The organism is Mesorhizobium sp. LNHC252B00, from assembly GCF_000502955.1.
Lineage (GTDB): Bacteria > Pseudomonadota > Alphaproteobacteria > Rhizobiales > Rhizobiaceae > Mesorhizobium.
In genome coordinates this window covers 366,488-389,703 of the sequence record NZ_AYWO01000003.1, presented here as the reverse complement: position 1 = coordinate 389,703, position 23,216 = coordinate 366,488, and the positions used below count along the sequence as shown (strand labels likewise).

22 protein-coding genes and 1 tRNA gene are annotated in these 23,216 nt (G+C 60.2%); 11 read left to right on the top strand and 12 right to left on the bottom strand.

Going from position 1 to position 23,216, the window contains the following annotated elements:
* The first annotated feature begins 267 nt into the window (after positions 1-267).
* A tRNA-Ser gene (locus X744_RS163445) sits at positions 268-357 on the top strand.
* 170 nt (positions 358-527) lie between these two features.
* Here X744_RS163445 and X744_RS1000000171565 read toward each other — a convergent pair.
* The 4 genes from X744_RS1000000171565 to X744_RS163465 all read right to left on the bottom strand — a co-directional run bounded on the left by X744_RS1000000171565 (position 528) and on the right by X744_RS163465 (position 5,155).
* A protein-coding gene (locus X744_RS1000000171565; protein WP_245266439.1) for an IS630 family transposase occupies positions 528-1,482 on the bottom strand; the annotation gives its coding sequence in 2 pieces (ribosomal slippage) (positions 528-1,128 and positions 1,127-1,482; 957 coding nt in all).
* 220 nt (positions 1,483-1,702) lie between these two features.
* Positions 1,703-2,353: a class I SAM-dependent methyltransferase gene (locus X744_RS163460; RefSeq protein WP_032907009.1), complete on the bottom strand. Its 651-nt coding sequence runs from the start codon at positions 2,351-2,353 to the stop codon at positions 1,703-1,705.
* Positions 2,350-4,383, bottom strand: coding sequence for a glycosyltransferase (locus X744_RS1000000170855; protein ID WP_050589480.1), 2,034 nt, complete (start codon positions 4,381-4,383; stop codon positions 2,350-2,352). The genes X744_RS163460 and X744_RS1000000170855 overlap by 4 nt, the downstream gene beginning before the upstream one ends.
* A 13-nt stretch (positions 4,384-4,396) precedes the next feature.
* Positions 4,397-5,155, bottom strand: a complete 759-nt coding sequence (locus tag X744_RS163465) for a TylF/MycF/NovP-related O-methyltransferase (RefSeq protein ID WP_023757820.1) — start codon at positions 5,153-5,155, stop codon at positions 4,397-4,399.
* 152 nt (positions 5,156-5,307) lie between these two features.
* On the opposite strand from X744_RS163465, the gene X744_RS163470 reads away from it, so the two are divergent.
* The 9 genes from X744_RS163470 to X744_RS163505 all read left to right on the top strand — a co-directional run bounded on the left by X744_RS163470 (position 5,308) and on the right by X744_RS163505 (position 13,438).
* On the top strand, positions 5,308-6,231 hold the full coding sequence (locus X744_RS163470) for a class I SAM-dependent methyltransferase (protein WP_023757819.1): 924 nt from the start codon (positions 5,308-5,310) through the stop codon (positions 6,229-6,231).
* A gap of 164 nt (positions 6,232-6,395) precedes the next feature.
* Positions 6,396-7,193: a sterol desaturase family protein gene (locus X744_RS163475; protein ID WP_023757818.1), complete on the top strand. Its 798-nt coding sequence runs from the start codon at positions 6,396-6,398 to the stop codon at positions 7,191-7,193.
* Between the two features lie 123 nt (positions 7,194-7,316).
* Positions 7,317-8,123, top strand: coding sequence for an alpha/beta hydrolase (locus X744_RS163480; RefSeq protein ID WP_023757817.1), 807 nt, complete (start codon positions 7,317-7,319; stop codon positions 8,121-8,123).
* Between the two features lie 102 nt (positions 8,124-8,225).
* Entirely contained in the window at positions 8,226-8,885 is a 660-nt protein-coding gene (locus X744_RS24270; RefSeq protein WP_023757816.1) for a DUF2161 domain-containing phosphodiesterase, read from the top strand.
* A gap of 92 nt (positions 8,886-8,977) precedes the next feature.
* Positions 8,978-9,385 carry a DUF930 domain-containing protein gene (locus X744_RS163485; protein WP_032907007.1) on the top strand — a complete coding sequence of 136 codons (408 nt, stop codon included), beginning with the start codon at positions 8,978-8,980 and terminating at the stop codon, positions 9,383-9,385.
* Between the two features lie 182 nt (positions 9,386-9,567).
* Entirely contained in the window at positions 9,568-10,227 is a 660-nt protein-coding gene (locus X744_RS163490; RefSeq protein ID WP_023757814.1) for a TerC family protein, read from the top strand.
* 139 nt (positions 10,228-10,366) lie between these two features.
* A complete protein-coding gene (gene rimO / locus X744_RS163495) occupies positions 10,367-11,680 on the top strand; it encodes a 30S ribosomal protein S12 methylthiotransferase RimO (protein WP_023757813.1) in 1,314 nt (437 codons plus the stop codon).
* A 96-nt stretch (positions 11,681-11,776) separates the two neighbouring features.
* Positions 11,777-12,892, top strand: a complete 1,116-nt coding sequence (locus X744_RS163500; protein WP_023757812.1) for an acyltransferase — start codon at positions 11,777-11,779, stop codon at positions 12,890-12,892.
* A gap of 66 nt (positions 12,893-12,958) precedes the next feature.
* Complete coding sequence (locus X744_RS163505) at positions 12,959-13,438, top strand: GNAT family N-acetyltransferase (RefSeq protein WP_023757811.1); 480 nt, start codon at positions 12,959-12,961, stop codon at positions 13,436-13,438.
* Positions 13,439-13,575: 137 nt separating this feature from the next.
* Here the strand turns inward: X744_RS163505 and X744_RS163510 are convergent, their stop codons facing one another.
* The 8 genes from X744_RS163510 to X744_RS163545 all read right to left on the bottom strand — a co-directional run bounded on the left by X744_RS163510 (position 13,576) and on the right by X744_RS163545 (position 21,891).
* Positions 13,576-14,643, bottom strand: coding sequence for a BMP family ABC transporter substrate-binding protein (locus X744_RS163510; RefSeq protein ID WP_023757810.1), 1,068 nt, complete (start codon positions 14,641-14,643; stop codon positions 13,576-13,578).
* 50 nt (positions 14,644-14,693) lie between these two features.
* The gene (locus X744_RS163515) at positions 14,694-15,668 is read right to left on the bottom strand and encodes an ABC transporter permease (RefSeq protein WP_031259678.1); all 975 of its coding nucleotides are present in this window, start codon (positions 15,666-15,668) and stop codon (positions 14,694-14,696) included.
* The gene (locus tag X744_RS163520; protein WP_031259677.1) at positions 15,668-16,798 is read right to left on the bottom strand and encodes an ABC transporter permease; all 1,131 of its coding nucleotides are present in this window, start codon (positions 16,796-16,798) and stop codon (positions 15,668-15,670) included. The genes X744_RS163515 and X744_RS163520 overlap by 1 nt, the downstream gene beginning before the upstream one ends.
* On the bottom strand, positions 16,795-18,372 hold the full coding sequence (locus X744_RS163525; protein ID WP_023757807.1) for an ABC transporter ATP-binding protein: 1,578 nt from the start codon (positions 18,370-18,372) through the stop codon (positions 16,795-16,797). The genes X744_RS163520 and X744_RS163525 overlap by 4 nt, the downstream gene beginning before the upstream one ends.
* 178 nt (positions 18,373-18,550) lie before the next feature.
* Positions 18,551-19,528 (bottom strand): quinone oxidoreductase, encoded by a 978-nt coding sequence (locus X744_RS163530; RefSeq protein ID WP_023757806.1) that lies wholly within the window; start codon positions 19,526-19,528, stop codon positions 18,551-18,553.
* A 22-nt stretch (positions 19,529-19,550) separates the two neighbouring features.
* Positions 19,551-20,369 (bottom strand): phosphatidylcholine synthase, encoded by an 819-nt coding sequence (gene pcsA / locus X744_RS163535; protein WP_023757805.1) that lies wholly within the window; start codon positions 20,367-20,369, stop codon positions 19,551-19,553.
* Positions 20,366-20,980, bottom strand: coding sequence for a DUF1326 domain-containing protein (locus X744_RS163540; RefSeq protein ID WP_023757804.1), 615 nt, complete (start codon positions 20,978-20,980; stop codon positions 20,366-20,368). The genes pcsA and X744_RS163540 overlap by 4 nt, the downstream gene beginning before the upstream one ends.
* Positions 20,981-20,994: 14 nt before the next feature.
* Positions 20,995-21,891, bottom strand: coding sequence for a DUF2182 domain-containing protein (locus X744_RS163545; RefSeq protein WP_032907045.1), 897 nt, complete (start codon positions 21,889-21,891; stop codon positions 20,995-20,997).
* A 111-nt stretch (positions 21,892-22,002) separates the two neighbouring features.
* Here X744_RS163545 and X744_RS163550 point away from each other — a divergent pair, with 111 nt between their 5' ends.
* Entirely contained in the window at positions 22,003-23,211 is a 1,209-nt protein-coding gene (locus X744_RS163550) for a UbiH/UbiF family hydroxylase (RefSeq protein WP_023757802.1), read from the top strand.
* Positions 23,212-23,216 lie beyond the last annotated feature (5 nt).

The window sequence follows — 23,216 nt, the reverse complement described above, 5'->3', positions numbered from 1 at the left end:
GAATGCATGTGAAGAACACCGGCCGGCCCGCGGCCTTACACGCCAAGCAGCCGAAGAGCCCGACCACGCAATCCGTCGGTACGCTGAATATTTATGCGCCCATGATGCCGGGCAGTTGGAAGGCACCGCAGCGGTGGTTGACGCAGCCCTCAATGCCGCACTACAGGAATGAAGCACGAACCAGTCGGCAACGCCTTCGGTGCCAATCCGGTGCCAACAGGTCAAAACCGGCCGGACGAGCAAGCCTAAGTGATGAAAAATCACGATGGAGGAATGGCCGAGCGGTTTAAGGCACCGGTCTTGAAAACCGGCGTGGGTGCAAGCTCACCGTGGGTTCGAATCCCACTTCCTCCGCCAGTCAACTTGTCCAGCCCGGAGACATGGGTAACAGTCTGTACCTAAGTGTGAGCTTTCAGAGGGTTGTCCATTCGGACCCTCCGGTGAGTGCTGCAGCTTGGTAACTCCAGTCTCCTCGGTCCGGTCCGAATGGACAACCCTTGAAAGCTCACAACTAGAGCGGCGGACTTTCATGTGAGTCCATACCCTGCGGCTGCGAAGTAATTTCTGCATTCTGTTGGAGAGAAGAGATTGCAGATATCGCCAATGGCCTGCCACAGGGCGTCGATGGTTCTGATGGCCTTTGCGCGCAGGTGCGCCTTGAGCTTGGCGAATGCCATTTCGATGGGATTGAGATCTGGGCTGTAGGGCGGCAGGAAGAGCAGCCATGCGCCTCTGGCCCGGATCGCTGCCTCGGCGGCCGGGCTCTTGTGGGCAGCGAGATTGTCGAGGATGACGACATCGCCCTTTGCCAGCGTCGGAGCGAGCTGCGTTTCGACATAGGTTTCGAAGATGCGCCGGTTCATCGGCATGTCGATACCAAAAGGGGCCGTGAGCCCATGACAGCGCAACCCGGCGATGAAGGTCTGCGTCTTCCAATGCCCGAACGGTGCCTTTGAGCGCAGCCGATGGCCCTTTAGGCAGCGGCCGCGCAGACGTGTCATCTTCGTAGTGGTCCCGGTTTCGTCGATGAACACCAGCCGATGTGGCTTAAGCCGCATCCGCGGCTGACGCCTGGTCTGCCACTCCTGCCGCGCCTTGCTGACGTCGGGACGATCTTGCTCGCTGGCCAGCAGCGTTTTTTTTTAAGCGATAGCCATTCCTGATGAGCCAGCGCGAGATCGAGGCAGGAGCGACCTGGACGTCTGTAGCAGCGGCCAGTTCGGCGGCAAGCTCCGGCATGGTGATGTCATCCTTCTCGGCCACAGGGCCAAGCAGGAACGCTCGATGCGGGTCGAGCTTGGAATGGCGGCGGCCACCGCTGGCCTTGGGCGCAAGGCTCTCGGTCTTTCGATAGTTCCTCATCAGGATCACGACAAACGAAACCGACACCCCAAAATGTGCCGCCGCCGCAGGCCGCGAGTGGCCAGCCTCGACAAACCGCACAACACGTTCACGCAAATCGAGCGAATAGGGCTTGGGCATGGCAAATCACCTCCTACAGGAAGTGAATCATGAACCACGCCTCACTGGAATCCCTCGCGATTCAAACTGAACGTCCGACGCTCTAGCTCAGATAAGATCATTTAAAGACAAATGCTTACGCGGATACTCCATGCGACGGCTTCCGCACCGTTTCGGTTCCTCCCCATGCCAGTTTCGTCGACCAGATAAGCCCAACTCGCAAATCCTGCCCGGAATAGATCTATCCCTGACCGGTCAAGAGAGACTGACGTCTGCCCTGCGGCCGTTTTTCAAAGACGACAATGCTGTCATAGACACAGATCGCGTCTGTTGTGTGGGTGAAAGCACTCGCCGCGAGGACGCCGCGTGCGTGATGTGCGTTGATCTCGTCGAGCTTTCCCTTGGCGAATTCCATGAACGAACCTACCTTGCGCAGTCCGCCACCGTAATCATCCCAATAGCTTGTGTGTGTGTCCTCGACGAAATAGACCCCGTTCGGCTGTACGTGATGGTAGAGATGCTCGAATGTCGCGATGACATGATCCATCATGTGGCTTCCGTCATCGATGACGATGTCGATAGGGCCATACTTTTCAACGATCCGATCGAGAAGTTGCGGATCATCTTGACTCCCAATGAAGACCTCTATTCCATCGGATTCGTGTACCTTGCATGTAGGATCGATATCGATGCCAACAATTCGCGCACCCTCGCCGAAATATGCGCGCCACATCTCAAGAGAACCTCCCTTATAGACGCCGATTTCAACAACGATTGGCCGTTGGTTCCGGAACCGTTCGAAATGACGTTCATAAACGTCGAAATAGTGCAGCCATTTGTACATCTCCTTGCCACTGTTGTTCAAAAAGTACTTGTGCAAGAACCCGCTCACCGCAGTCTTCTCCTCAGCCTCGCAACTTGCCGCCGCCAGCTGCTTTGATTGTGACTGTCACGCCCTTTGCCGACGAGGTTGGCTCTGAGCCGCGCAAACACGGGCTCCCATTCATTTGCGACCATGCAAAGGGATTCGTCGAGGCTTGGCTGGATCTCAACAAATTCCATATTTGCGAAGCGTTTGACCGCATCGACGATCCATGAACGATCGTATTTGTCCTTACCAAAGCCGGATATGACGCTGAGGCCGGTCCAGGGCGCGGCAATGGTGAACACGTCGAGATCCGGGCGAAGCGTCTTGAGCGCTGGAACCAATTTCCACACATCGCCGGTGTGGAATTGCGTTGTTGGCGGCACCCTTTGCGTCGCGTCGTCTAGCGGCGCTGTGTCATGTACGAGCAGAACCGAACTGGCGTCGCAGTAGCGTTCAAGGTTCGCAAAATCGCGCAGCACCTGGACGAAGGTGTGTAGCCCGTCGATGAACCCGACACCAACCCGGCGGCTGCCAAGCAGGAGGTCTGCAGCGCCACGATCAAAGAAGGCGTCGCTCGTCTCAGGAAAAATGTGCGTCTCCGCGCCGAGCGCCACTGTGGCACGTGGATTTGGATCGATGCCTATTGCAAGGGACGGAGCCTTGATCTTGGAAAGCGATACGCCGTCATAGACCCCTATCTCAACCACGACAGCGGGCTTCAGTTCTGCGTAGAGACGCTCCAGCCAATCGTAGTAAGAGGGTCCCGACATCCGTATGCTGGCCAACCCGATATGGGCGTCCACGCTATCAGCGGCAAGCGCTAGCGCGTTGCGGTATTGAACTTCAGCCGTCTCGTTCGCACCGATGGCGCGGTGTGCATCGCCGATCGCCATAAAGTAGGTGGCATCTCGTGCGTGGCTGCTCCGTGAAAGAACGCCGGCGGACAAAAGAAGTCGCGACGCTGCAAGATCGGCGGGTGCATGGCTGCTTGCCAGGCGAACGATGTCTGCCGCCGCCTTGTAGTTTCCGCGCTCGAATTGGACATTGGCCAACGTGACGAGTGCCGCCGAAGTCCGGTTCGTTGGAGCGGGCTCGTCCGATGGCTTTAATTGCGCCCTGAAGCCGGCGGCCGTGGCCGGTGCGACGCCGTGCGGAGACGCAATCATGGCACGGGCAAAGTGCGGAAGCAGCGACGCAGGCAAGGTTCCCACGAACGCCGAGGGGATGTGTAGGAGAAGATCCCCTGGCCCTCTCAATGCATCCCGTTCGGCTTTCCAGAGGGGCCAGTTTTTTGGTTGCATCTCGACGCTTGCATTGGTGGAGACACCGCCGTGCAATTGGTGAAATGTTGCCTCTCCCAGCGTGAGGATGAGCCTTGCCTGCGGCAGCTTCATTGCACGTTCCAGAGTGTCGAGGTTGACGAGGCCACCTCCCGGATAGCTGAAGCGTTCGTCCACGCCATGGATGGCATGCCAGCTCTCCCGGTGCATGAAAAGGGCATTCGCTTCGGCTATAGGCGAAAACCACGGATCCACCGACGATTCATCCATCGTCCCGATCTCGAACAGCCGATATCCATCATCCGGCCATCGGATTGATTGCAAAAGCGAATCCTCGATGGCCCTTGTATAACCGTTCCCAGGCGCATTCACCTGGACATCACTTCCAAGATACCAGCCGGGCGCTGCCACGACCGCCGTTGGGGCCATATCCACGCCGATGCGTGCGAAATGCACCAAACCGGGCGTCACGATGCGCGCGCCGTCAATCATCATGCCGATTTTGTCACCCCTGGCCGCCTTGATTCCGCGGTTGACGGCGGCCGCTGGCGAAGGTGATGCATCATCGATGCGCAGCAGGCGAAAGTTCGGCCCATATTCCGCGACCAGGCTCTCGCTGATGGCCGGTGACGATCCGTTGTCGACGACAATGACCTCGTAGTCATCCGATGTCACGCCTTGCTGGTAGGGCGACGCAAGCGAAAGTAAAGTTCGGGGCAGTTCTCGGGGAATGTTGTACGCGACAACAACGACGGACACGTGGTTCTGTTTCATCGCGCTTCCGTGCTTAATTGCCGGTGACTGGCTTTTGCCACCAACCGCCGGTCCAGTCTATCTCGTGTACCTCGGCTTCGATGGCGTTGCATGCGCGATAGTCATCGACCGCCTGCCGGCATGGTGGATGCGCAAGGTCGTCGATGATCGCGAACCCGCCGGGCGACAACCTCGGATAAAGCGCCTCAAGGCTATCCATTGTCGACTCGTACATGTCGCCGTCCAGACGGATGAGAGCTAATGGACCCGCCACCCGCTCAGGCAAGGTGTCACCAAACAGGCCTTTGACGAAGACCACCTGGTCATCCAAAAGGTCGTAGGCGGCAAAGTTGGATTCAACCTGCGCCTGATCGATCGCCAATTGGCGGTATTCGTGTAGCCGGTCACCACTGTCGGCTGGAAAATTCCCGGCATCCGGCGGTGGCAAACCGTCGAACGAGTCGGCAACATAGATCTTCCTGTTCTTGACCTCATTGGCAGCCAACACTCCCCTCATGAGGATACAGCAGCCACCTCGCCAGACGCCGGTTTCGATGAGATCTCCTGGCACATTCTCATCGATGACTCGCTGGACAAGGTCACGCACATTCGTCAAGCGTTTTATGCCCGCCATGGAATGGGCAACCGCCGGCCAATCGCGGCCCAGGAGACGATCTTCGCGATTGAAGGGGGTCGTCTCTCCCATTTTCGAGGGATCGATCACCTGCGAAGCGGAGCCGTAAATCGTATTGGCAATGACCTTGATAAGAAGATCTGTATAGAGGCGGTTCATAGTCGACCCTTCAAGGCGTCACGTTTTTCGAATTGAATATGCTGTTGCGGACTTCGAGCCAAAGTGCAACTGAGCTACAGTCATTTTTTGCGACGGTCTAACCAATTGCCCGTGCAAGCGAGCTGCAACCCAGTAATCCAGGGAGCTACCCAATGCCAACCGCAGATCAAGCGATAGGCATGATCGAGACGCTCGACATTGCTATTTTCCAAGTCAAAACCGAGAGCACCCTCTGTGACCGAACGAGTTTCCTGCGCGTGCAGAACTTTGCTCGTTCGGTGCTCGGCCATTATGTCTACCTTGAGGTTGGTTCACATATCGGCGGTAGCCTGTTCCCACACCTGCTCGATCCAGCCTGCGAGGCTGCGATATCGGTCGACCCGCGACCCGCGACGCAGCCTGACGAGCGTGCACAGGTCTTTCACTATCCTGAAAACTCGGCGGCTCGGATGATCGCCGTGCTTTCGGATTGGGTTCCCCCCACCGAAATGGCTAAACTTATCACAGTTGACCTAGATGTCTCCGATGTGCGGCCCGAGGTGATCGAGCCCAGGGCCACGCTCGCGCTGATCGACGGAGAACACACGAACACGGCCTGTTTTTCGGACTTTGTCGGTGTTTTACCGCTTATGAAATCGGAGTGCATTATTTCCTTCCACGACGCCAACCTGATCGCGGACGCTATTGTCAATGCGGAACGCTTCCTCGATCATCTAGGTATCACCCATGAGACGGTGTTCCTGCCGGACACGGTGGCCGTTATGGGTCTCGGGAAGCTCGCATCTGCAGTCCAGAATCAGCTTCAGCCTCACGCATTGGATCGGCAGAGTTACTTGGACCGATCACAACGGCAGCTATGGTCTCATATAGCCAGCGTGCACTCGCCCAAAATCCATGCTGAACTTGAGCGCCTGCGTTCTGAGAATTCGCAGCAGGCCGAGGAAATTGAACGTGCGCAAAAGGCGAGCCTGGACGCACAGACCCGCCTGGACGCCTTGATATCTAGCACGACCTGGCGCGCATCCGCCCCGGCAAGGGCGCTGGTCGATTGCATCAAGCGCGGCTTTGCGCCCTGACATGATGGTCACATAAATACAAATAAAATCAATAATTTAATAATGATTTCATGCTCACGGTTTGCGTTTGCGTTTTGCCTCTGCGCGAACACAGAACCTTTAGCCTTTGGAAAGGGGAGATGTGGTTCTTCTCAGAGGCGCAGGCGGCGCGCTGGGGCGAATGAATGGATATCTTTGGCATCAAGGCACTGTTGATCTGCGCGCTGATCTTCATTCCGTTCGAGAACCTGTTTGCCGAGCGGCCGCAGAAGGTTTTCCGCAAGGGCCTGATCGTCGATCTGATCTACATGCTGTTCAACGGCTTCTTCATAAAGATGGCCATGGCCATGATGGCGGCCGGTGTCCTCGGCTTCGCTGCGATCCTTGTCCCGCAATCGATAACCCAAGCCGTCAGTGGCCAGCGCGTCTGGCTGCAGGTTGCGGAAATCATCCTGATCACCGATATCGGCGTCTATTGGGCACATAGGGCTTTCCATAAAATCCCCGCGCTTTGGAAATTCCACGCAGTTCACCACGGCATCGAGGAACTGGACTGGCTTGGGGCTTTCCACAATCACCCGGTCGACATCATTGTCACCAAGGCGATATCGCTGACGCCGGTCTATTTCCTTGGGTTTTCCGATGCCTCGATCGCCGTTTTTTCGATGATCTACTTCGGCCACACAATGCTTGTTCATTCAAACGTGCGGATTCCTTTCGGCCCCTTGAAGTGGCTGATCGCCAGCCCGCAGTTCCATCGCTGGCACCATGCCAACCAGCGCGAAGCCTATGACAAGAATTTCGCCGGGCAGCTGCCTTTCCTCGACGTCATGTTCGGCACCTATAATGCCACCGGGGACAAAGTGCCGGAGAAGTACGGCGTCGACGATCCAATCCCCTCGACCTATATCGGTCAGACCGGCTATCCGTTCCTTCCCCGCAGGAAGCTGTCGAACCGACAAGCGCCGCGCACCGAAGCCTGACATCGATGGGTTGTCACGTCAGGGCGCTTGTCAACTCGGGAAGCACAGGTAAAACTCGCGAGAGCGCAATGCCGCGCCAGCGGTTATTGCGGGTTTTTCCCGTTTGCCTTGAGACCTTTCAGCATGGAATACCACGACGGCGACCTTCAGAAATTCGAAGCGTATGGCGCTGCCCCTCTTCCGGCCGCAAGTAACGAAGGCCAGGTGGAGCACGAAGGTGCGGAAATCTGGTACGCGACTTATGGGACAGGCTCTCCCGTGATTTTGTTGCATGGCGGCCTCGGCCACAGCGGCAATTGGGGATTCCAGGTTCCGGCATTGGTCGGGGCCGGCCACCGCGTCGTGGTGATCGACAGCCGGGGCCACGGGCGCAGCACGCGCGATGAGCGGCCGTACAAATACGAACTGATGGCCTCCGACGTTCTGGCCGTGATGGACCGTCTGGAGCTGAAGAAGGCGGCTGTGGTGGGCTGGAGCGACGGCGCATGCGTCGCTTTGATCCTAGGCATGATGGCCGCGGATCGCATCGCGGGTGTATTCTTCTTCGGCTGCAACATGGATCCCAGCGGCACGAAGGAAATCGAGCCAAGCCCGGTTCTCGACCGGTGTTTCGGCCGGCACGTCAAGGACTATGCCGCATTGTCGGCTACGCCGGACCGGTTCGCTGCATTTGTTGATGCCGTAGGCCTGATGATGAAGACCGAACCCAACTATTCCGCGGCCGACCTGGCACAAATACGCGTGCCTGTGGCGATCGTTCAAAGCGAGCATGACGAGTTCATCAAACACGAGCACGCCGATTATCTCGCCCGCTGCATCCCGGCGTCCGAGCTGATCATCCTGTCCGGCGTAAGCCATTTTGCCCCGTTGCAGCGGCCTGAGCAATTCAACAGCGTTCTGCTGGCTTTCCTCGAAAAAGTTCATTCTTGAGGACGCAGGACGCTGCATTTCCAGCCCGGGTGCTGGCGACGTGGCGTTGGACGATCGCACCGCGGGAGGCTTTTCGCGTCGAATCGGCTAGACCTTCGCGGCATGAACGAGACGTCACTCTATGCGCCGGTGAAGCTGTTCCTCGAAAGCCTCGACTTTGTCGTCAAAGGCGAGATCGGCGGCTGCGACATCGTCGCACTGCGCGAGGGTGAGCCGCCCGTCGTCGTCATCTGCGAACTGAAGCTGCAGTTCAATCTCGAGCTGGTGCTGCAAGGTGTCGATCGTGCTGCGGCCTGCGACGAGGTCTGGCTGGCCGCGCGCATGTCGGCCCGGGGCAAGGGCCGCGAAAGCGATGCACGGTTTCGCAATCTCTGCCGCCGCCTTGGCTTCGGCCTGCTTGGCGTGACCGCGACCGACCGCGTTGAAGTGCTTCTCAGTCCGATCGCGCAGGCGCCGCGCAAGAATGCGCGCCGGCGCTCCCGCCTGGTCGACGAGCACCAGCGCCGTCGCGGCGATCCCGTTGCGGGAGGGGGATCGCGCAATCCGATCATGACGGCCTACCGGCAAAGCGCCCTCGCCTGCGCTGCCGCCATGGTGGACGGACCCAAGCGGCCGCGCGACCTGAAGGCGCTGACGCCGATCGCGCCGAAAATCCTGCAGCACAATGTCTACGGCTGGTTCGCGCGCGTCGACCGCGGCCTCTACGATCTCACGGATGCCGGCCGTGCTTCGCTGGTCCGTTGGCCACAGGGCGCACGATGAATCCCGACACGCAATTTTGAACGCATCGAGCATTTGATTGATCATGCCTGCGGGGTCCAAGGTGGTCCCTTGGTTGATTCCTCCGACAAAATATGGTGCTTGTCCCGCCCATGAAGAAGCTCTGCATGATCGCCTTGGCGTCTGTGACATTGAGTTTTCCGGCCAGCGCAATGGACAGTGCATTGCGCGCAGGCCTGTTGAAACTCGATCTCCAGACCCGTCTTGAACAGCGTTGTGACGCCGAAGTGCTCGACCGGATCACCCACGATGACCGCAAGTTCAAAGCCGATCGCGTCGTCGCCTACGCCTTCGCGACACCCGAGATGGACGCTGATGCAATCAAAAGCCCGGGCGCTGCGTTTCGGAGCAACGGGCAATGGTACCGGCTGAAATTCAAGTGCGAGACGGCGCCCGACCATATGGAAGTTTTGCAACTGCGCTACCGGATCGGCGACGAGATACCGGAAGCCGATTGGGCCAAATATAATCTCTACGATTGATTTGTGATCGGCCATGGTTTTGCCCAGCTATCGACGAGTGCCGCGGAGCCTCTGATCCAGATTTGACGTAACGATGCTTCGGTGATGTCGCCACGAGCGATCCCTTGACGCCAAGGGACCGCCAAGTTAGGCCCTCGGGATAATCGAGGATCACTCGGCAAATCAGCAAGGGCTTCCGGTCGATGGACATTTTCAGCGCTGCCAGCCTGACGGCCCTGCTGCAGGTCATAGCCATCGACCTTGTGCTTGCCGGCGACAATGCGATCGTCATCGGCCTCGCCGCAGCCGGCCTGCCGGCCGAACAACGCAAGAATGCGATCCTCATCGGTGTGCTGGCGGCAACCGTGCTGCGCATCGGTTTTGCCGCGGTTACCGTCAAACTGCTGGCGATCGTAGGCCTGCTGCTGGCCGGCGGTATCCTGCTGCTGTGGGTCTGCTGGAAGATGTACCGCGAGCTGCGCACATCCCAAGCCGATGAGCTGGAAGCGACCGAGGCGCTGTCGAACCTCGATCTCAACAGCGACAAGGCGGTGGCCGGAAAGGCGAAGCGCAAGACGCTCGGCCAGGCAGCCTTGCAGATTGTCGTCGCCGACGTGTCGATGTCGCTCGACAATGTGCTGGCGGTCGCGGGTGCTGCGCGCGACCATTTCCCTGTGCTGGTCATAGGTCTCGTGCTGTCGATCGCGCTGATGGGCCTCGCCGCGACTTTCATTGCCAAGCTGCTGCATCGCCACCGCTGGATCGCCTATGTCGGCCTGTTGATCATCCTCTATGTGGCGGTGGACATGGTCTATCGCGGGGCGGTGGAAGTCTGGCCGCATATAAACGGCGCGGTCAGCTGAGGCGGCTGTCCGCCGCGTCTTCGACCGAAAGCTCCGCAGTGCAAACGCCGTGCGTTTTGCCGCATCGCAGGCGTGCCCATACCATTGCCGTAATAAGTGTGGTACTGCGCCGGCAATCCTGAAAGCCCGGAAAACCTATATGTCCGCTCCCCGCGTGAGTTTTGTCAGTCTTGGATGCCCGAAGGCGCTGGTGGATTCGGAGCGTATCATCACGCGCTTGCGCGCCGAAGGCTACGAGATCGCACGCAAGCATGACGGTGCCGACCTTGTCGTCGTCAACACTTGCGGGTTTCTCGATTCCGCCCGCGACGAGTCGCTCAATGCCATCGGCTCAGCGCTTTCGGAAAACGGCAGGGTCATCGTCACCGGCTGCCTCGGTGCCGAGCCCGACGTCATTCGCGAGAAGCACCCCAATGTGCTGGCGATAACCGGACCGCAGGCCTATGAGAGCGTCATGGCCGCTGTGCATGAGGCCTCGCCGCCTTCGCACGACCCCTACATCGATCTCTTGCCGCCGCAAGGCGTCAAGCTGACGCCGCGCCACTACGCCTATCTCAAGATTTCCGAAGGCTGCAACAACCGCTGCACCTTCTGCATCATTCCCGCGTTGCGTGGCGACCTCGTCTCGCGGCCGGCGGCCGATGTGCTGCGCGAAGCCGAGAAACTGGCCAAGGCCGGCGTCAAGGAACTCCTGGTCATCTCGCAGGACACCAGCGCCTACGGCATCGACATCAAGTACCAGGCCAGCATGTTCGGCGACCGCGAAGTGCGCGCTAAGTTCCTCGACCTTTCCGAGGAACTGGGCAAGCTCGGCATCTGGGTGCGCATGCACTATGTCTACCCCTACCCGCATGTCGCCGACGTCATCCCGCTGATGGCCGATGGCAAGATCCTCCCCTATCTCGATATTCCGTTCCAGCACGCTTCGCCGCAGGTGCTGAAGAACATGCGCCGGCCGGCACATGGCGAAAAGACGCTGGAGCGCATCCGCGGCTGGCGCGAGATCTGCCCGGATCTCGCCATCCGCTCGACCTTCATCGTCGGCTTTCCCGGCGAGACCGACGACGATTTCCAGATGCTGCTTGACTGGCTCGACGAGGCCAAGATCGATCGCGCCGGCTGCTTCAAATACGAGCCGGTCCGGGGCGCCCGCTCCAACGAGCTCGGCCTCGAACAGGTCCCGCAGGAAATCAAGGAGGCGCGCTGGCACCGCTTCATGCAGCGCCAGCAGAAGATTTCAGCGGCGCAGCTAGCCAAAAAGGTCGGCAAGCGCTTGCCGGTGCTGATCGACGAGGCGCACGGCACATCGGCAAAGGGCCGCACCAAATACGACGCGCCCGAGATCGACGGCTCCGTGCACATCCAGTCGCGCCGTCCGCTGCGTCAAGGTGACATCGTCACCGTCAAGATCGACCGCGCCGATGCTTATGACCTCTATGGTTCGGCGGTTTGACGGGCGCTATTTACTACATCCGGCGATAGTTGGGGCCCTTAACCCGTCCAACCGCGATCCGCAGTAGAGTTTCCGTACTATAAATACGGAACGCGGATGGACGCCAAACCTTCGGGGCAGGATTATATCGCGACGCTGGACCTGCTCAGGCTGGCGGCAGCACTTGCTGTCGTGCTCTTTCACTATTTCTTTCGCGGCGCGGCCGCCGAAGGCTTTCTTGCCGAGGGTTATCCGCTTGCAGCGCCGTTCGCCCTCTACGGCTATCTCGGCGTCAATCTGTTCTTTCTGATCAGCGGTTTCGTCATTGCCTGGTCGGCGGAAAACCGCAGATGGGGCGAGTTTGCGGTCGCACGTTTCGTTCGCCTTTATCCTGGCTTCCTGCTCTGCATGACGCTCACCTTCACGATGGTCATCCTTGCCGGCACACCACTGATTCCAGCCTCTTTCAGTCAGTATGCCGCCAATCTGTCGATGTTCGCACCGGCCCTCGGCCAACCCTTCATGGACGGCGTGTATTGGTCGATTGTGCTTGAGCTGGTTTTCTACGGTTGGGTGACGCTGGCGCTTTTCACCGGGCTCTTCCAGAAACGCAAGCTAGAGCTGATTTTCGTCTGGCTGGCGGTGTCGGCGTTGAACGAGTTTTTCGTAGGCAGCGGCGCGGCAAGGCTGCTGTTCATCACCGAGTTCGGACCGTTCTTCGCCGCTGGCGTGGTGTTTCATCACATCCACGCACACGGCCGTTCACTACCGGCTTTGCTGCTGCTTGTCGCATCATTCCTGATGTCCTGCGGCACACTGTCGGTGACGCAGCGCTGGATGCAGGGCCACTACGGCATCGCAGTTACATCGGCCAATCTCGTCCTCGCCAATGTCGTCATGCACGCGGCCTTGATCGGCGCGGTGCTGTTGCGCAACCGTGTCAGGCCGTCGGCGCTCACCCTGGCGCTGGGCGGCCTGACCTACCCACTCTATCTGCTGCATCAGAAGATCGGTTATCTCGCGATCAATGCCGCTGCACCCCTGATCGGCAAATGGTTTGCCGCCCTCGGCTGCATCGCGCTCATGCTGGTTGTTTCATGGCTGATCTGGCGAACGTGCGAACGACCGGCTCAGCGGCTGCTCAGGATCTGGCTCGGCCTCGCGGTCGATCGGTTACGACGTGGCCGCGATATTCAAAGAGACGGGCTCCGGGACGAAGCTAGATCGTGTTGAGCGCAAAAAACTTCATGGCTCTTGCACAAGCCAGACAGTCGGCAAATTCGATAAAGGAGTTACTCAATGATTTCGTTAAGGCCAATGCTAGACAGCGAGTTTTTAGCTTATCTCGAGTATTTTATTCCTGACTACGCATCCGAGATCGCCTCGAACTACCGGCTTTCCGATAATGAGTCTCTTGCACAAGCGAAACAGGAAATCGCATCTGACTTACCTGACGGCGTCGATACGACCGGGCACGTCTTGCTGTGCCTGGTCGATCCGACCGGAACCCCTGAAAGGCTTATTGGGTACCTATGGTACAAACAGGATCCGACGATGCGCGCGGCATTCATCAGTGATTTTCACATCTTTCCTGCCTATCAGGGTCAAGGCCTCGGTAAGCGGGCCTTAGAAGTTCTTGAAAACGACCTGAAACGCAAAGGTTTTCAACAAATAAAGCTCCGAGTGGCTGATGATAACAAACGCGCCAGGCATGTTTATGAAGCCACGGGCTTTCGGGTAACCGGAATCAACATGAGCAAACCGCTCGTGTCGAAGTGAACCCCATTTCGCCCCCTACCGGAACCGACCCCTTCTATGTCGGGCTCGCGAGATTTCGTCACACATAAGCCGGGGCACAACCTGCCGAATGAAAAAGGGCGCCTCGCGGCGCCCTCCTCATTTGTATCGCTCGCTGCTCACTGCGGCAGCTTGTCGTCGACACCCTTCACATAGAAGTTCATGCCGAGCAGCGTGCCGTCATCGGCGACTTCGCCATCCTTCAGCCACGGCGTGCCGTCCTGCTTGGCGATCGGTCCGGTGAAGGGATTCCAGCCGCCGGCGATCTTCTTTTCGGTGGCTTCCGCCATCGCCTTCACGTCGTCGGGCATGTTGGTGAAAGGCGCGAGCTTGACCGCGCCATCCTTGATGCCGAGCCAGACATTGTCGGGCTTCCAGGTGCCGTCGAGGGCTGCCTGGACCCGGCTGATATAGTACGGACCCCATTCGTCGGTCAGCGCGGTCAGCTGCGCGTTCGGCGCGAACTTGATCATGTCGGAGGATTGGCCGAACCCGTGCAGCTTGCGCTCCTCGGCCACCTGCAGGGCAGCGGTCGAATCGGTGTGTTGGACGATGATGTCGGCGCCTTGGTCGAACAGCGCCTTGGCGGCATCGGCTTCCTTGCCCGGATCGAACCACGAGTTCACCCAGACGATCTTGGCCTTGAAGTTCGGGTTGATCGACTGTGCGCCGAGCATGAAGGAGTTGATGCCCATCACCACTTCGGGGATCGGGAACGAAACGATGTAACCGGCGACGCCGGACTTGGATTCCTTGGCGGCAATCTGGCCAAGCACATAGCGGCCTTCGTAGAACCGCGCATTGTAAATGCCGAGATTGTCGCCGGTCTTGTAGCCGGTCGCGTGCTCGAACATCACCTTGGGGAATTTCTTGGCAACCTTCACTTCGGCGTCCATGAAGCCGAACGATGTGCCGAAGATCAGCTTGCAGCCTTCGCGCGCCAGACGCTCGAAAGCACGGTCGGCATCGGGGCCTTCGGAGACGTTTTCAAGATAAGCGGTCTCGACCTTGTCGCCCAGCGCCTTCTCCACCTCGAGACGGCCCTGATCATGCTGGTAGGAATAGCCGAAGTCGCCGATAGGACCGGTATAGACCCAGCACGCCTTCAGCTTGTCCGCAGCCTCGGCGGTTGCCGCCAGCGATAGGGCGGCGGTTGTTGTCATCAGGGCAATAAGCAGTTTTTTCATTGTGTTACCTCTCTGAGTTAAGCCTTGGAGCTTCCCGTTTGTTTTTGTTGTCAACGATCCGGAACGAATGGCTGCCCCAAGGAAGCCGGCGTGTTCATCATCGTCAGACGCTTGTTGCGCGAGATTAGAACGAGAACCACGACGGTTGCCAGATAGGGCAGAGAAGAAAGCAGTTGAGACGGAAATGATTTTAGGAAAGCGATGACCTTGTAGATCACCCAGGGAGCATCGACGAAGTCTTGGAGGTTGATTGCCTGCACGTGAAGCTGGCCAACCCAAATGGCGCCGAAGATATAGGCGCCGGCCAGCACCCGCCATGGCCGCCACGAGGCAAACACGACCAGTGCCAGCGCGATCCAGCCGCGGCCGGCAGTCATATTCTCAACCCATTGCGGCGTGTAGACCAACGACAGATGGCCGCCGGCAAGACCGGCGCAGGCGCCACCGAAGATGACGGAGAGATAGCGGTAGCGAATGACCTTGATGCCAAGCGCATGCGCCGACGTATGGCTGTCGCCGATGGAGCGCAGTGTCAGCCCGGTCCGGGTCTTGAACAAGAACCACGTGACGGCAGCTGTGAGCGCAATCGAAATGTAAAAGATCGGGTCCTGGCCGAACAGCAATCGGCCGATCACCGGGATCGAGGTCAGGCCGGGAATGTCGAGGTTGGGCAGCCGTTCGCCGGGCTGACCGACGAAGCTCGTCCCCATCATGCCGGAGAGGCCGAGCCCGAGCAGCGTCAGCGACAGGCCGGTCGCCACCTGGTTGGTGGCCAGGGACAGCGTCATGACGGCAAACAGCAGCGAGAACACGGCGCCCATGGCAATTGCCGCCAGCAGCCCGATCCAGGGTGATCCCGTGAGATAACTGACGCCAAACCCGCCAACGGCGCCCATGATCATCATGCCTTCGACGCCCAGGTTGAGCACGCCGGAGCGCTCGACCACCAGTTCACCGATCGCTGCGATCAGCAGCGGCGTTGCTGCCGTGGCGATGGTCAGAAGGATGTTTACGGTGATGTCCATCAACGGGCTTCCTTCAGCTTGGGCTCCGGATCGAGTTTCGCGGCACCCTCCGGTTTTGTCAGCGCCAGGCCGACCAGCCGGATGCGGTAGTGGATGAGCGTGTCGCAGCCGAGCACGAAGAACAAAAGCATGCCCTGGAAGACCCGCGCCACCTTGTCTGAGATGCCGAGTGCGCTCTGCACCGCTTCACCGCCGAGATAGGTCAGCGCCAGCACCAGGCCGGCGGCGACGATGCCGAGCGGGTTGAGGCGGCCGAGGAACGCCACGATGATGGCGGTGAAGCCGTAGCCGGGCGAAATGACAGGCTGCAGCTGGCCGATAGCGCCCGAGACTTCCGAGATGCCGGCAAGCCCTGCCAACGCGCCCGACAGCAGGAAGGCGAAGAACACCATGCGTTTGAGGCCGAAGCCGGCGAAACGCCCTGCCCGCGGGCTTGAGCCCAGCACGCGCACCTCGAAGCCCTTCAGCATGCGGCTCATCAGGATCCAGATCAGCACCGCAGCGACCAACGCGAAGACAAATCCCCAATTCGCCCGACCGGCGTCCGGCAGCAGTTCCGGCAATACGGCCGAGTCGCCGAACTGGATCGTCTGCGGGAAACCATGGCCTTGCGGATCGCGCCAAGGACCGCGCACCAGCCAGTCGAGGAAAAGCTGGGCGACATAGACCAGCATCAGGCTGGTCAGGATCTCGTTGGTATTGAACCGGGTCTTCAGGAAGGCGGGGATCGCCGCATAGACCGCACCGCCGACCATGCCGAGCAAAAGCATCAACGGCAGCACCAGCGGCCCTTCGAATTGCGGAAACAGCACCGGAATGATTGAGCCGAAGATGGCGCCGAAGATGAACTGTCCTTCGGCACCAATGTTCCAGACATTGGCCTTGTAGCAGACCGACAGGCCGACAGCGATCAGGATGAGCGGAGCTGCCTTGATCGCCAGCTCGTGCAATTGCCAGACCTGGCTGATCGGCTCGATGAAATAGATATTGAACGCGGTCAGCGGGTTGACGCCGAGCAGTGCGAACATGATGGCGCCGGCGATGATCGTCAGCGCGAAGGCGATGAACGGCGACAGGGCTGAAAACAGCGCCGAGCGTTGCGGGCGTTTGACGAGTTCGAGGCGCATCATGCCGTCTCCATCGTGTGTTCGGCGTGACCGGGTTCGGCGCCGCCCATCAGCAAGCCGACTTTCTCGAAGGTCGCTTCGGCGATCGGCATCGGCTCGGACAGCGCGCCATTGTGCATGACCGCGATCGCATCCGATATCTCGAACAGCTCGTCGAGATCCTGGCTGATCACCAGCACCGCCGATCCGCTGCGCGACAACTCGATCAAGGCTTGGCGGATGTGGGCGGCGGCACCTGCGTCGACGCCCCAGGTCGGCTGGTTCACGACCATGACGCTTGGCCGGCGGTCGAGTTCGCGGCCGACGATGAACTTCTGCAGATTGCCGCCCGAAAGTGCCGCCGCCTCCGGATCCGGCGCGCTCTTGCGCACGTCCATCGCCTCGATGATGCGTTGAGCGGCGGCGTAGATGGCCGCGCTGTCGACCATTCCGCCGCCGCCGACGAAGGCCTTGCCGTCGGTGGCATGGCGCGACAGCAGCAGGTTTTCCGAAAGCTTCATGCGCGGCGCGGCGCCATGGCCGAGGCGTTCTTCCGGGACGAAAGCGGCGCCCAGCAGGCGCCGTCCGGTGATGGAGAGATTGCCTGCATTCTTGCCGCGGATCCGCACCGAGCCGGCATCCTGCTGCAACACCTCGCCGGAGACGGATTCAAAGAACTCGCCCTGGCCGTTGCCGGCGACACCCGCGATGCCGATCACCTCGCCGGCCCGAACATTCAGGTCGATGCTCTTGAGCGGGATCGAGAACGGCGTCGCCGGCTTGCGGCTGAGGTTGCGGATTTCGAGAAGTGGCTGTGCCGTGGCGATGCCCTCGACGGGTGCGCGCACCACCGCCTGCACTTCGTTGCCGACCATCATGCGCGCCAGGGATGAGGCGGTTTCCGCACGTGGGTTGCAGTGGCCGACGACCTTGCCATGCCGCAGCACGGTGGCCCGGTCGCAGATGCGTTTGACCTCTTCGAGCCGGTGCGAAATGTAGAGGATGGATTTGCCTTCCGAACGCAGACGATCCAGCGTCTCGAACAGTTTGTCGGCTTCCTGCGGCGTCAGCACCGAAGTCGGCTCGTCAAGGATGATGAGCTGCGGCGTTTGCAGCAGGCAGCGGATGATCTCGATACGCTGGCGCTCGCCCACCGACAGGTCGCCGACCAGCGATTCAGGATCGAGCGGCAGGCCATAGCTGAAGGAAAGCGCCCTCGCCTTCGCCGCAATGCTGCTGATCGGCGAACCGTCGTCCAGCGATAGCGCAATGTTCTCGGCCGCAGTCAGCGCCTCGAACAGCGAAAAATGCTGGAACACCATGCCGATGCCGAGTTTTTTGGCCACGCCGGGGCTGGAAATCCTGACCGCCTGGCCGTTCCAGAAGATCTCGCCGGAATTGGGCTCCAGCGAACCGAACAGCATCTTGACCAGCGTCGATTTGCCGGCGCCGTTTTCGCCGAGCAAAGCGTGGATTTCACCCCTGGCGATGTCGAGATCGATATGATCGCACGCCGTCAGCGTGCCGAATATCTTGGTGAGGCCACGGACCTCGAGCAGGTTTGTGCCGTCCTGATTTGCACTCACAGTGCCTCCCATCTGGTTAGCCAGACATGTTCTGTGTTCCCGAAAGCATGGTAGGCGCGGCCGGCTCCCATCGGAAAGCGGCACGCGTCTTGAAAGAGCTTCAAGAATTTCAGCGGAAATTCAAGCAATAGCAAGGAAGAACGGACTAAGGGACTGTTTTGGCCGACAGAGTAGAGTTTGTAATCGGTCTCTAGGGAATGAGAATGGTCGTTCCCGTTGTCCTGCGGCCCTCGAGGTCGGAATGCGCCCTGCCCACGTCCTTGAGCGCGTAGCGCTGATTGATCTTGATCTTGACGGCGCCACTGAGCACGACCTCGAACAAGGCTGCGGCGGAGGCTTCGAGGTCCTCGCGCTTTGCATTGTAGACGAACAGCGTCGGCCGGGTTGCGAACAACGAGCCCTTCTGCGCCAGCAACGACATGCTGAATGGCGGGATCGGCCCCGAGGACTGGCCGAAGCTGACGAACATGCCAAGTGGCCTCAAACAGTCGAGCGAAGCCGGAAACGTGTCGTTGCCGACCGAATCGTAGACGACGTCGCACTTCCTGCCGTCGGTGATGGCGGCGACCCCGGCGACGAAATCCTGCTCCTTGTAGTTGATGACATGGTCGAAGCCGTGTTCCTTGGCGAGCTCGATCTTATCGGACGAACTGGCGGTGCCGATGACCGTCGCGCCGAGATATCTTGCCCATTGGCCGAGGATCAGCCCGACGCCGCCTGCAGCGGCATGGAATAGGATCGTGTCGCCCGCCTTCACCTTGAACGTCCGGCGCAGCAGATACTCAGCGGTCATGCCTTTCAGCATCATCGCGGCGGCCTGTTCGTCGCTGATGCCATCCGGCACCTTGACGACGCGGCTGGCGTCGATGACGCGCTCTTGCGCGTAGGCTCCAGTCGTCACGGCGTAGGCGATCCGGTCGCCGGGCTTCAGCCACTCGACGCCTTTGCCGACCCCCAGCACGACGCCGGCGGCTTCGCCGCCAGGAACAAGCGGGAACCCGCCGGGCGGCGGGTAAAGGCCCGAGCGATGATAGACATCGATGAAATTGAGGCCGATCGCCGTGTGCCGGATCAGGATCTGCCCTGCTCCGGGCTGGCCTGGATCGGCGTCCTCATAGGTCAGGACTTCCGGGCCACCATGGGCGTGAATGCGGATCGCTTTGGACATAGGCTGGGCTTCCTCTGGCTGATCAGGCCTTCTTGGCACCGAGATTGGGAAAGAACTGCATGATGCCACCAATGCTGGCGAGGTAAAGCCCCGTGATGGTGATGCCGATCTTGGTGAAGGTGCCGACTTGTTCTCCCAGCACGCCGATCTGATCGTAGAAGGCGGCGAGTGCCGCCTGTGCAAGGGCAAGCGCGCCGAAAGCACACCATAAGAGGGTCATCGCAAGGTTGATACGGCGCAGCCGCACCACCCGCACCGGATGGATGAAGTTGATCGGGACGAAAGTCAGAATGCCGGCCACCACCACCACCGCGAACGAAACCCATTGTCCGGGCTCGATGACGAACAGCGTGAACACCACCATGTTCCAGACCACGGGGAATCCCTTGAAGAAATTCTCCTTCGTCTTCATGCCGGTGTCGGCATAATAGATGGCGCTGGAGACGACGATGATCGCCGCCGACAGGAACGACAGGCCCTCGCCCATGAAGCCTCGCTGATACAGCGCGAAGGCCGGGATCAGGACATAGGTCACGTAGTCGATGATGTTGTCGAGCAGTTCGCCCGACCATGTAGGCAGGATTTCCTTGACCTCGAGCTTGCGCGCGATCGGCCCATCGATGCCGTCGACGAACAGCGCCAGCCCGAGCCACCAGAACATCGCGGTCCAGCGCTCTTCGCTTGCCGCCACCAGCGACAGGAAAGCCAGGAACGAGCCCGACGCGGTCAAGAGATGGACGGAGAACGCCCTCGCCTGCGGCCAGGTGACTTTCTTCTTCGGCCGCGGAATCCGGTCGGTGATCTTTTTGGCGGCTTTCCGGGCCGTTGTGTTCTTGCTCACGGGCCCCGCCAATCCAGCTTGCAGATTTCGGCCGAACGGCCGGCAAAATTCCAGTTGCGGCCGAAGGCCCGCATCTTGCTCTTGTCTGACCTGGCGACGATGATCTCGGGCGCGATCCAGTATTCCGAGTTGCTGATCACCGTATCCTTGTCACGATCCTTGCCGGGGACCGGTGTCACCGCACCGTCGATGATCTTCGGTATCTGGAAGATACGCGTCTTGTCACGCGTCTCATAGGTGATAGGCACTTGCTCGACGCCGAGGAATTTGCCGACGAGGATGGAGAGCAGCGATGTGGTTCCGCCTGCCTTGCCGGTGAAGATCTTCGTCAGCGCCTTGACCGCATAGACTGAGGCACGCTTGTCGATGAACAGGCCGGCGGTCCAGTTGCCGCGGCTCATGTAACCTGGGATTTCCATGACCAGCCCAAGATTGAGGCCGGATAGGTCGACGTCCCCGAAATGGCCGGCATCGATGCGAAACCCCGCCCAGGTCTGACAATAGCCTTCGGTCGGCGGATGATTGCCGAGCGACAATACGCAAGGGCAAAAAACCGTGCAATTACAGGAGAGTACTAGCTCTCCTTTCATCGCCCAGTCCTGATCTGCCATTGATTTTCCCCCACTCAGAGTGAGACTACTAGCAGCGCGGCTGCCCAGACAAGCAGTATCGCACCGGCCAGCCGGGTTGGAACCCTGCTCGCTGTTTGTTTTTCGATCAGGGTGAACAGCCCGATCAACGCCATCCAGAAGACGTTCATGACGCCGACAGCGAACATCACCATCATCAGCGCCCAGCAGCAGCCGAGGCACCAGAGGCCTTGCTTGACCCCAAGCCGGAAGATGCCGACCGGCCTTGCGCTCCAGTTCGCGAAAAGGATCGAGAACGGGTTCTTGCACTTTGTCAGGCAGGCTTCTTTCAAGCCGCTGAACTGGTAGAGGCCGGCAGTCAGAAGCGCCAGCGCACCGGCAATGCCGACGACCGGGTCCAGCATCCCGTCTGGCGAGCCGAATGCGTGGGCGGCCAAGGTCGGTGCGGCAAACGTCACAGAGGCGCCGAGCCAGACACTGAGGTAGCCGGCGACCAGCACCAGCGGATGGACGGCCGGCTCGCCCTTGATGCGTGCCGTATCGGCGATTTCGCAGTAAGTCCGGATCATCGGCGCGGCTGAAGGCAGCATCGTCGCGATCGCCATCAGGAACCACATCGAAACGAGCCCACCGGCCTGCAGGGCGAGGCTTGCATCCAGCGGCGCCGGCGACAGGCAAAGCGCAAAGAACCGTTCCAGGAAATCGGGCAGCGGCGGTTGCGGCAGCTTGCGCAGGATCGTGTCGCCGGGGGCGCTGACGCTTGCAATCCCGGCTTCGGCGCCGCGGATTGCCATCGCGGCAAGCAATAGCCAGGCGAGCAGGATACAAGCGCCGACAGCGACGTTTACCGTGACGCGAGGATTGCGCGCGATGGTGGCCGTTGCGCGGCCGGCGCGATCGAGGTGGCTGAAGTCGTCCTGCTGGCCGGTCATGTCATCCGATTGGGCCGAATCGCCGCGTTGATCAAGCGGCATGATCTGCCCTATATGCTCATCGACGGGCAGGCCGGGTGGCCGCCTCGCATTGCAAGCCGGAAGCCGATCTTGGAGCATGAGCGAACTGCGCGGATACTGGTTGCTGGCACGGGGCCGGCGGGACTGATCGCGGCGCTCGGTTTTGCCGCTGCCGGTTTCCCGGTGACGCTGGTCGGCCCCGAGGCCTCTGCCCCCGATGGTCGCACGACGGCGCTGATGAACCCTGCCGTGAAAATGCTTGAGCGGCTGGGCGTGCTCGAAGGGATCAAGTCCAAGGCGGCGCCCTTGAAGGTGATGCGCATCGTCGACGCGACCAGTCGGTTGATCCGCAGTCCGGTCGTCACCTTCCGCGCCAGCGAGATAGACGAGGACCAGTTCGGGCTAAACCTGCCCAACAGCGTCCTCAATCCGGCGCTCGCCAGTGCCGTCGCCACGGATGCCGGCATCGAATGGCACAGGGTTATGGTGGCGAACTGGCAGCTCGACGCCGCACACGCCCGTGCCGTCCTGGCCGATGGCAGCACGGTGGACGCATCGCTGGGGGTGGCAGCCGACGGCCGCTTGTCGCCGGCCCGCCAGGCTGCCGGCATCTCGACCTCGGCTCGCTCCTATCCGCAGGCAGCCCTTGTCCTCAATTTCGGTCACAGTGGCGACCATGCCTTCACATCGACGGAATTCCACACCGAGACCGGTCCGTTCACACAGGTCCCCCTGCCCGGCAATCGCTCGAGTCTGGTCTGGGTGGTGAAACCCGAGACCGCGGCCGAACTCGCGGCGTTGGACGATGCAACGCTTTCGATGCGGATCGAACAGCAGATGCAGTCGATGCTGGGTCGGGTGACGGTCGAGCCGGGCCGGCAGATCTACCCGCTTTCGGCTGTGACGCCGCTGCGTTTTGCGCGAAACCGGATGGCGTTGATCGGCGAAGCCGCCCACGTGTTTCCCCCGATCGGCGCGCAGGGCCTCAATCTCGGTATCAGGGATGTCGAAGATCTAATTGGAATCGCGTGTGAAAATCGTAGTGACCCGGGAGCTGCCAAGGCCCTGGCGGCATATGATTTCAAGCGTCGGCCCGATATTCTGGCGCGCAGCAGCGCGGTCAATCTGCTCAACATGTCGCTGCTTTCCGGCATGCTGCCGGCACAGATGGCCCGCGTTGCCGGGCTCGGCGCGCTTGGCGGCTTCGCGCCGCTCCGCGCTTTTTTCATGCGCGAGGGCCTTCGTCCCGGCAGCGGCTTCGCGGCGCTGGCCGGCGGTCGGCGAAGGCCGACACGCTGACAGCG

Excerpts from the sequence above, each read along its gene's own strand:
- X744_RS1000000170855 (WP_050589480.1), bottom strand. The coding sequence starts at position 4,383 with ATGAAACAGAACCACGTGTCCGTCGTTGTTGTCGCGTACAACATTCCC.
- X744_RS163465 (WP_023757820.1), bottom strand. The coding sequence starts at position 5,155 with ATGAACCGCCTCTATACAGATCTTCTTATCAAGGTCATTGCCAATACG.
- X744_RS163470 (WP_023757819.1), top strand. The coding sequence starts at position 5,308 with ATGCCAACCGCAGATCAAGCGATAGGCATGATCGAGACGCTCGACATT.
- X744_RS163475 (WP_023757818.1), top strand. The coding sequence starts at position 6,396 with ATGGATATCTTTGGCATCAAGGCACTGTTGATCTGCGCGCTGATCTTC.
- X744_RS163480 (WP_023757817.1), top strand. The coding sequence starts at position 7,317 with ATGGAATACCACGACGGCGACCTTCAGAAATTCGAAGCGTATGGCGCT.
- X744_RS24270 (WP_023757816.1), top strand. The coding sequence starts at position 8,226 with ATGAACGAGACGTCACTCTATGCGCCGGTGAAGCTGTTCCTCGAAAGC.
- X744_RS163485 (WP_032907007.1), top strand. The coding sequence starts at position 8,978 with ATGGTGCTTGTCCCGCCCATGAAGAAGCTCTGCATGATCGCCTTGGCG.
- X744_RS163490 (WP_023757814.1), top strand. The coding sequence starts at position 9,568 with ATGGACATTTTCAGCGCTGCCAGCCTGACGGCCCTGCTGCAGGTCATA.
- rimO (WP_023757813.1), top strand. The coding sequence starts at position 10,367 with ATGTCCGCTCCCCGCGTGAGTTTTGTCAGTCTTGGATGCCCGAAGGCG.
- X744_RS163500 (WP_023757812.1), top strand. The coding sequence starts at position 11,777 with ATGGACGCCAAACCTTCGGGGCAGGATTATATCGCGACGCTGGACCTG.
- X744_RS163505 (WP_023757811.1), top strand. The coding sequence starts at position 12,959 with ATGATTTCGTTAAGGCCAATGCTAGACAGCGAGTTTTTAGCTTATCTC.
- X744_RS163510 (WP_023757810.1), bottom strand. The coding sequence starts at position 14,643 with ATGAAAAAACTGCTTATTGCCCTGATGACAACAACCGCCGCCCTATCG.
- X744_RS163515 (WP_031259678.1), bottom strand. The coding sequence starts at position 15,668 with ATGGACATCACCGTAAACATCCTTCTGACCATCGCCACGGCAGCAACG.
- X744_RS163520 (WP_031259677.1), bottom strand. The coding sequence starts at position 16,798 with ATGATGCGCCTCGAACTCGTCAAACGCCCGCAACGCTCGGCGCTGTTT.
- X744_RS163525 (WP_023757807.1), bottom strand. The coding sequence starts at position 18,372 with ATGGGAGGCACTGTGAGTGCAAATCAGGACGGCACAAACCTGCTCGAG.
- X744_RS163530 (WP_023757806.1), bottom strand. The coding sequence starts at position 19,528 with ATGTCCAAAGCGATCCGCATTCACGCCCATGGTGGCCCGGAAGTCCTG.
- X744_RS163540 (WP_023757804.1), bottom strand. The coding sequence starts at position 20,980 with ATGGCAGATCAGGACTGGGCGATGAAAGGAGAGCTAGTACTCTCCTGT.
- X744_RS163545 (WP_032907045.1), bottom strand. The coding sequence starts at position 21,891 with ATGACCGGCCAGCAGGACGACTTCAGCCACCTCGATCGCGCCGGCCGC.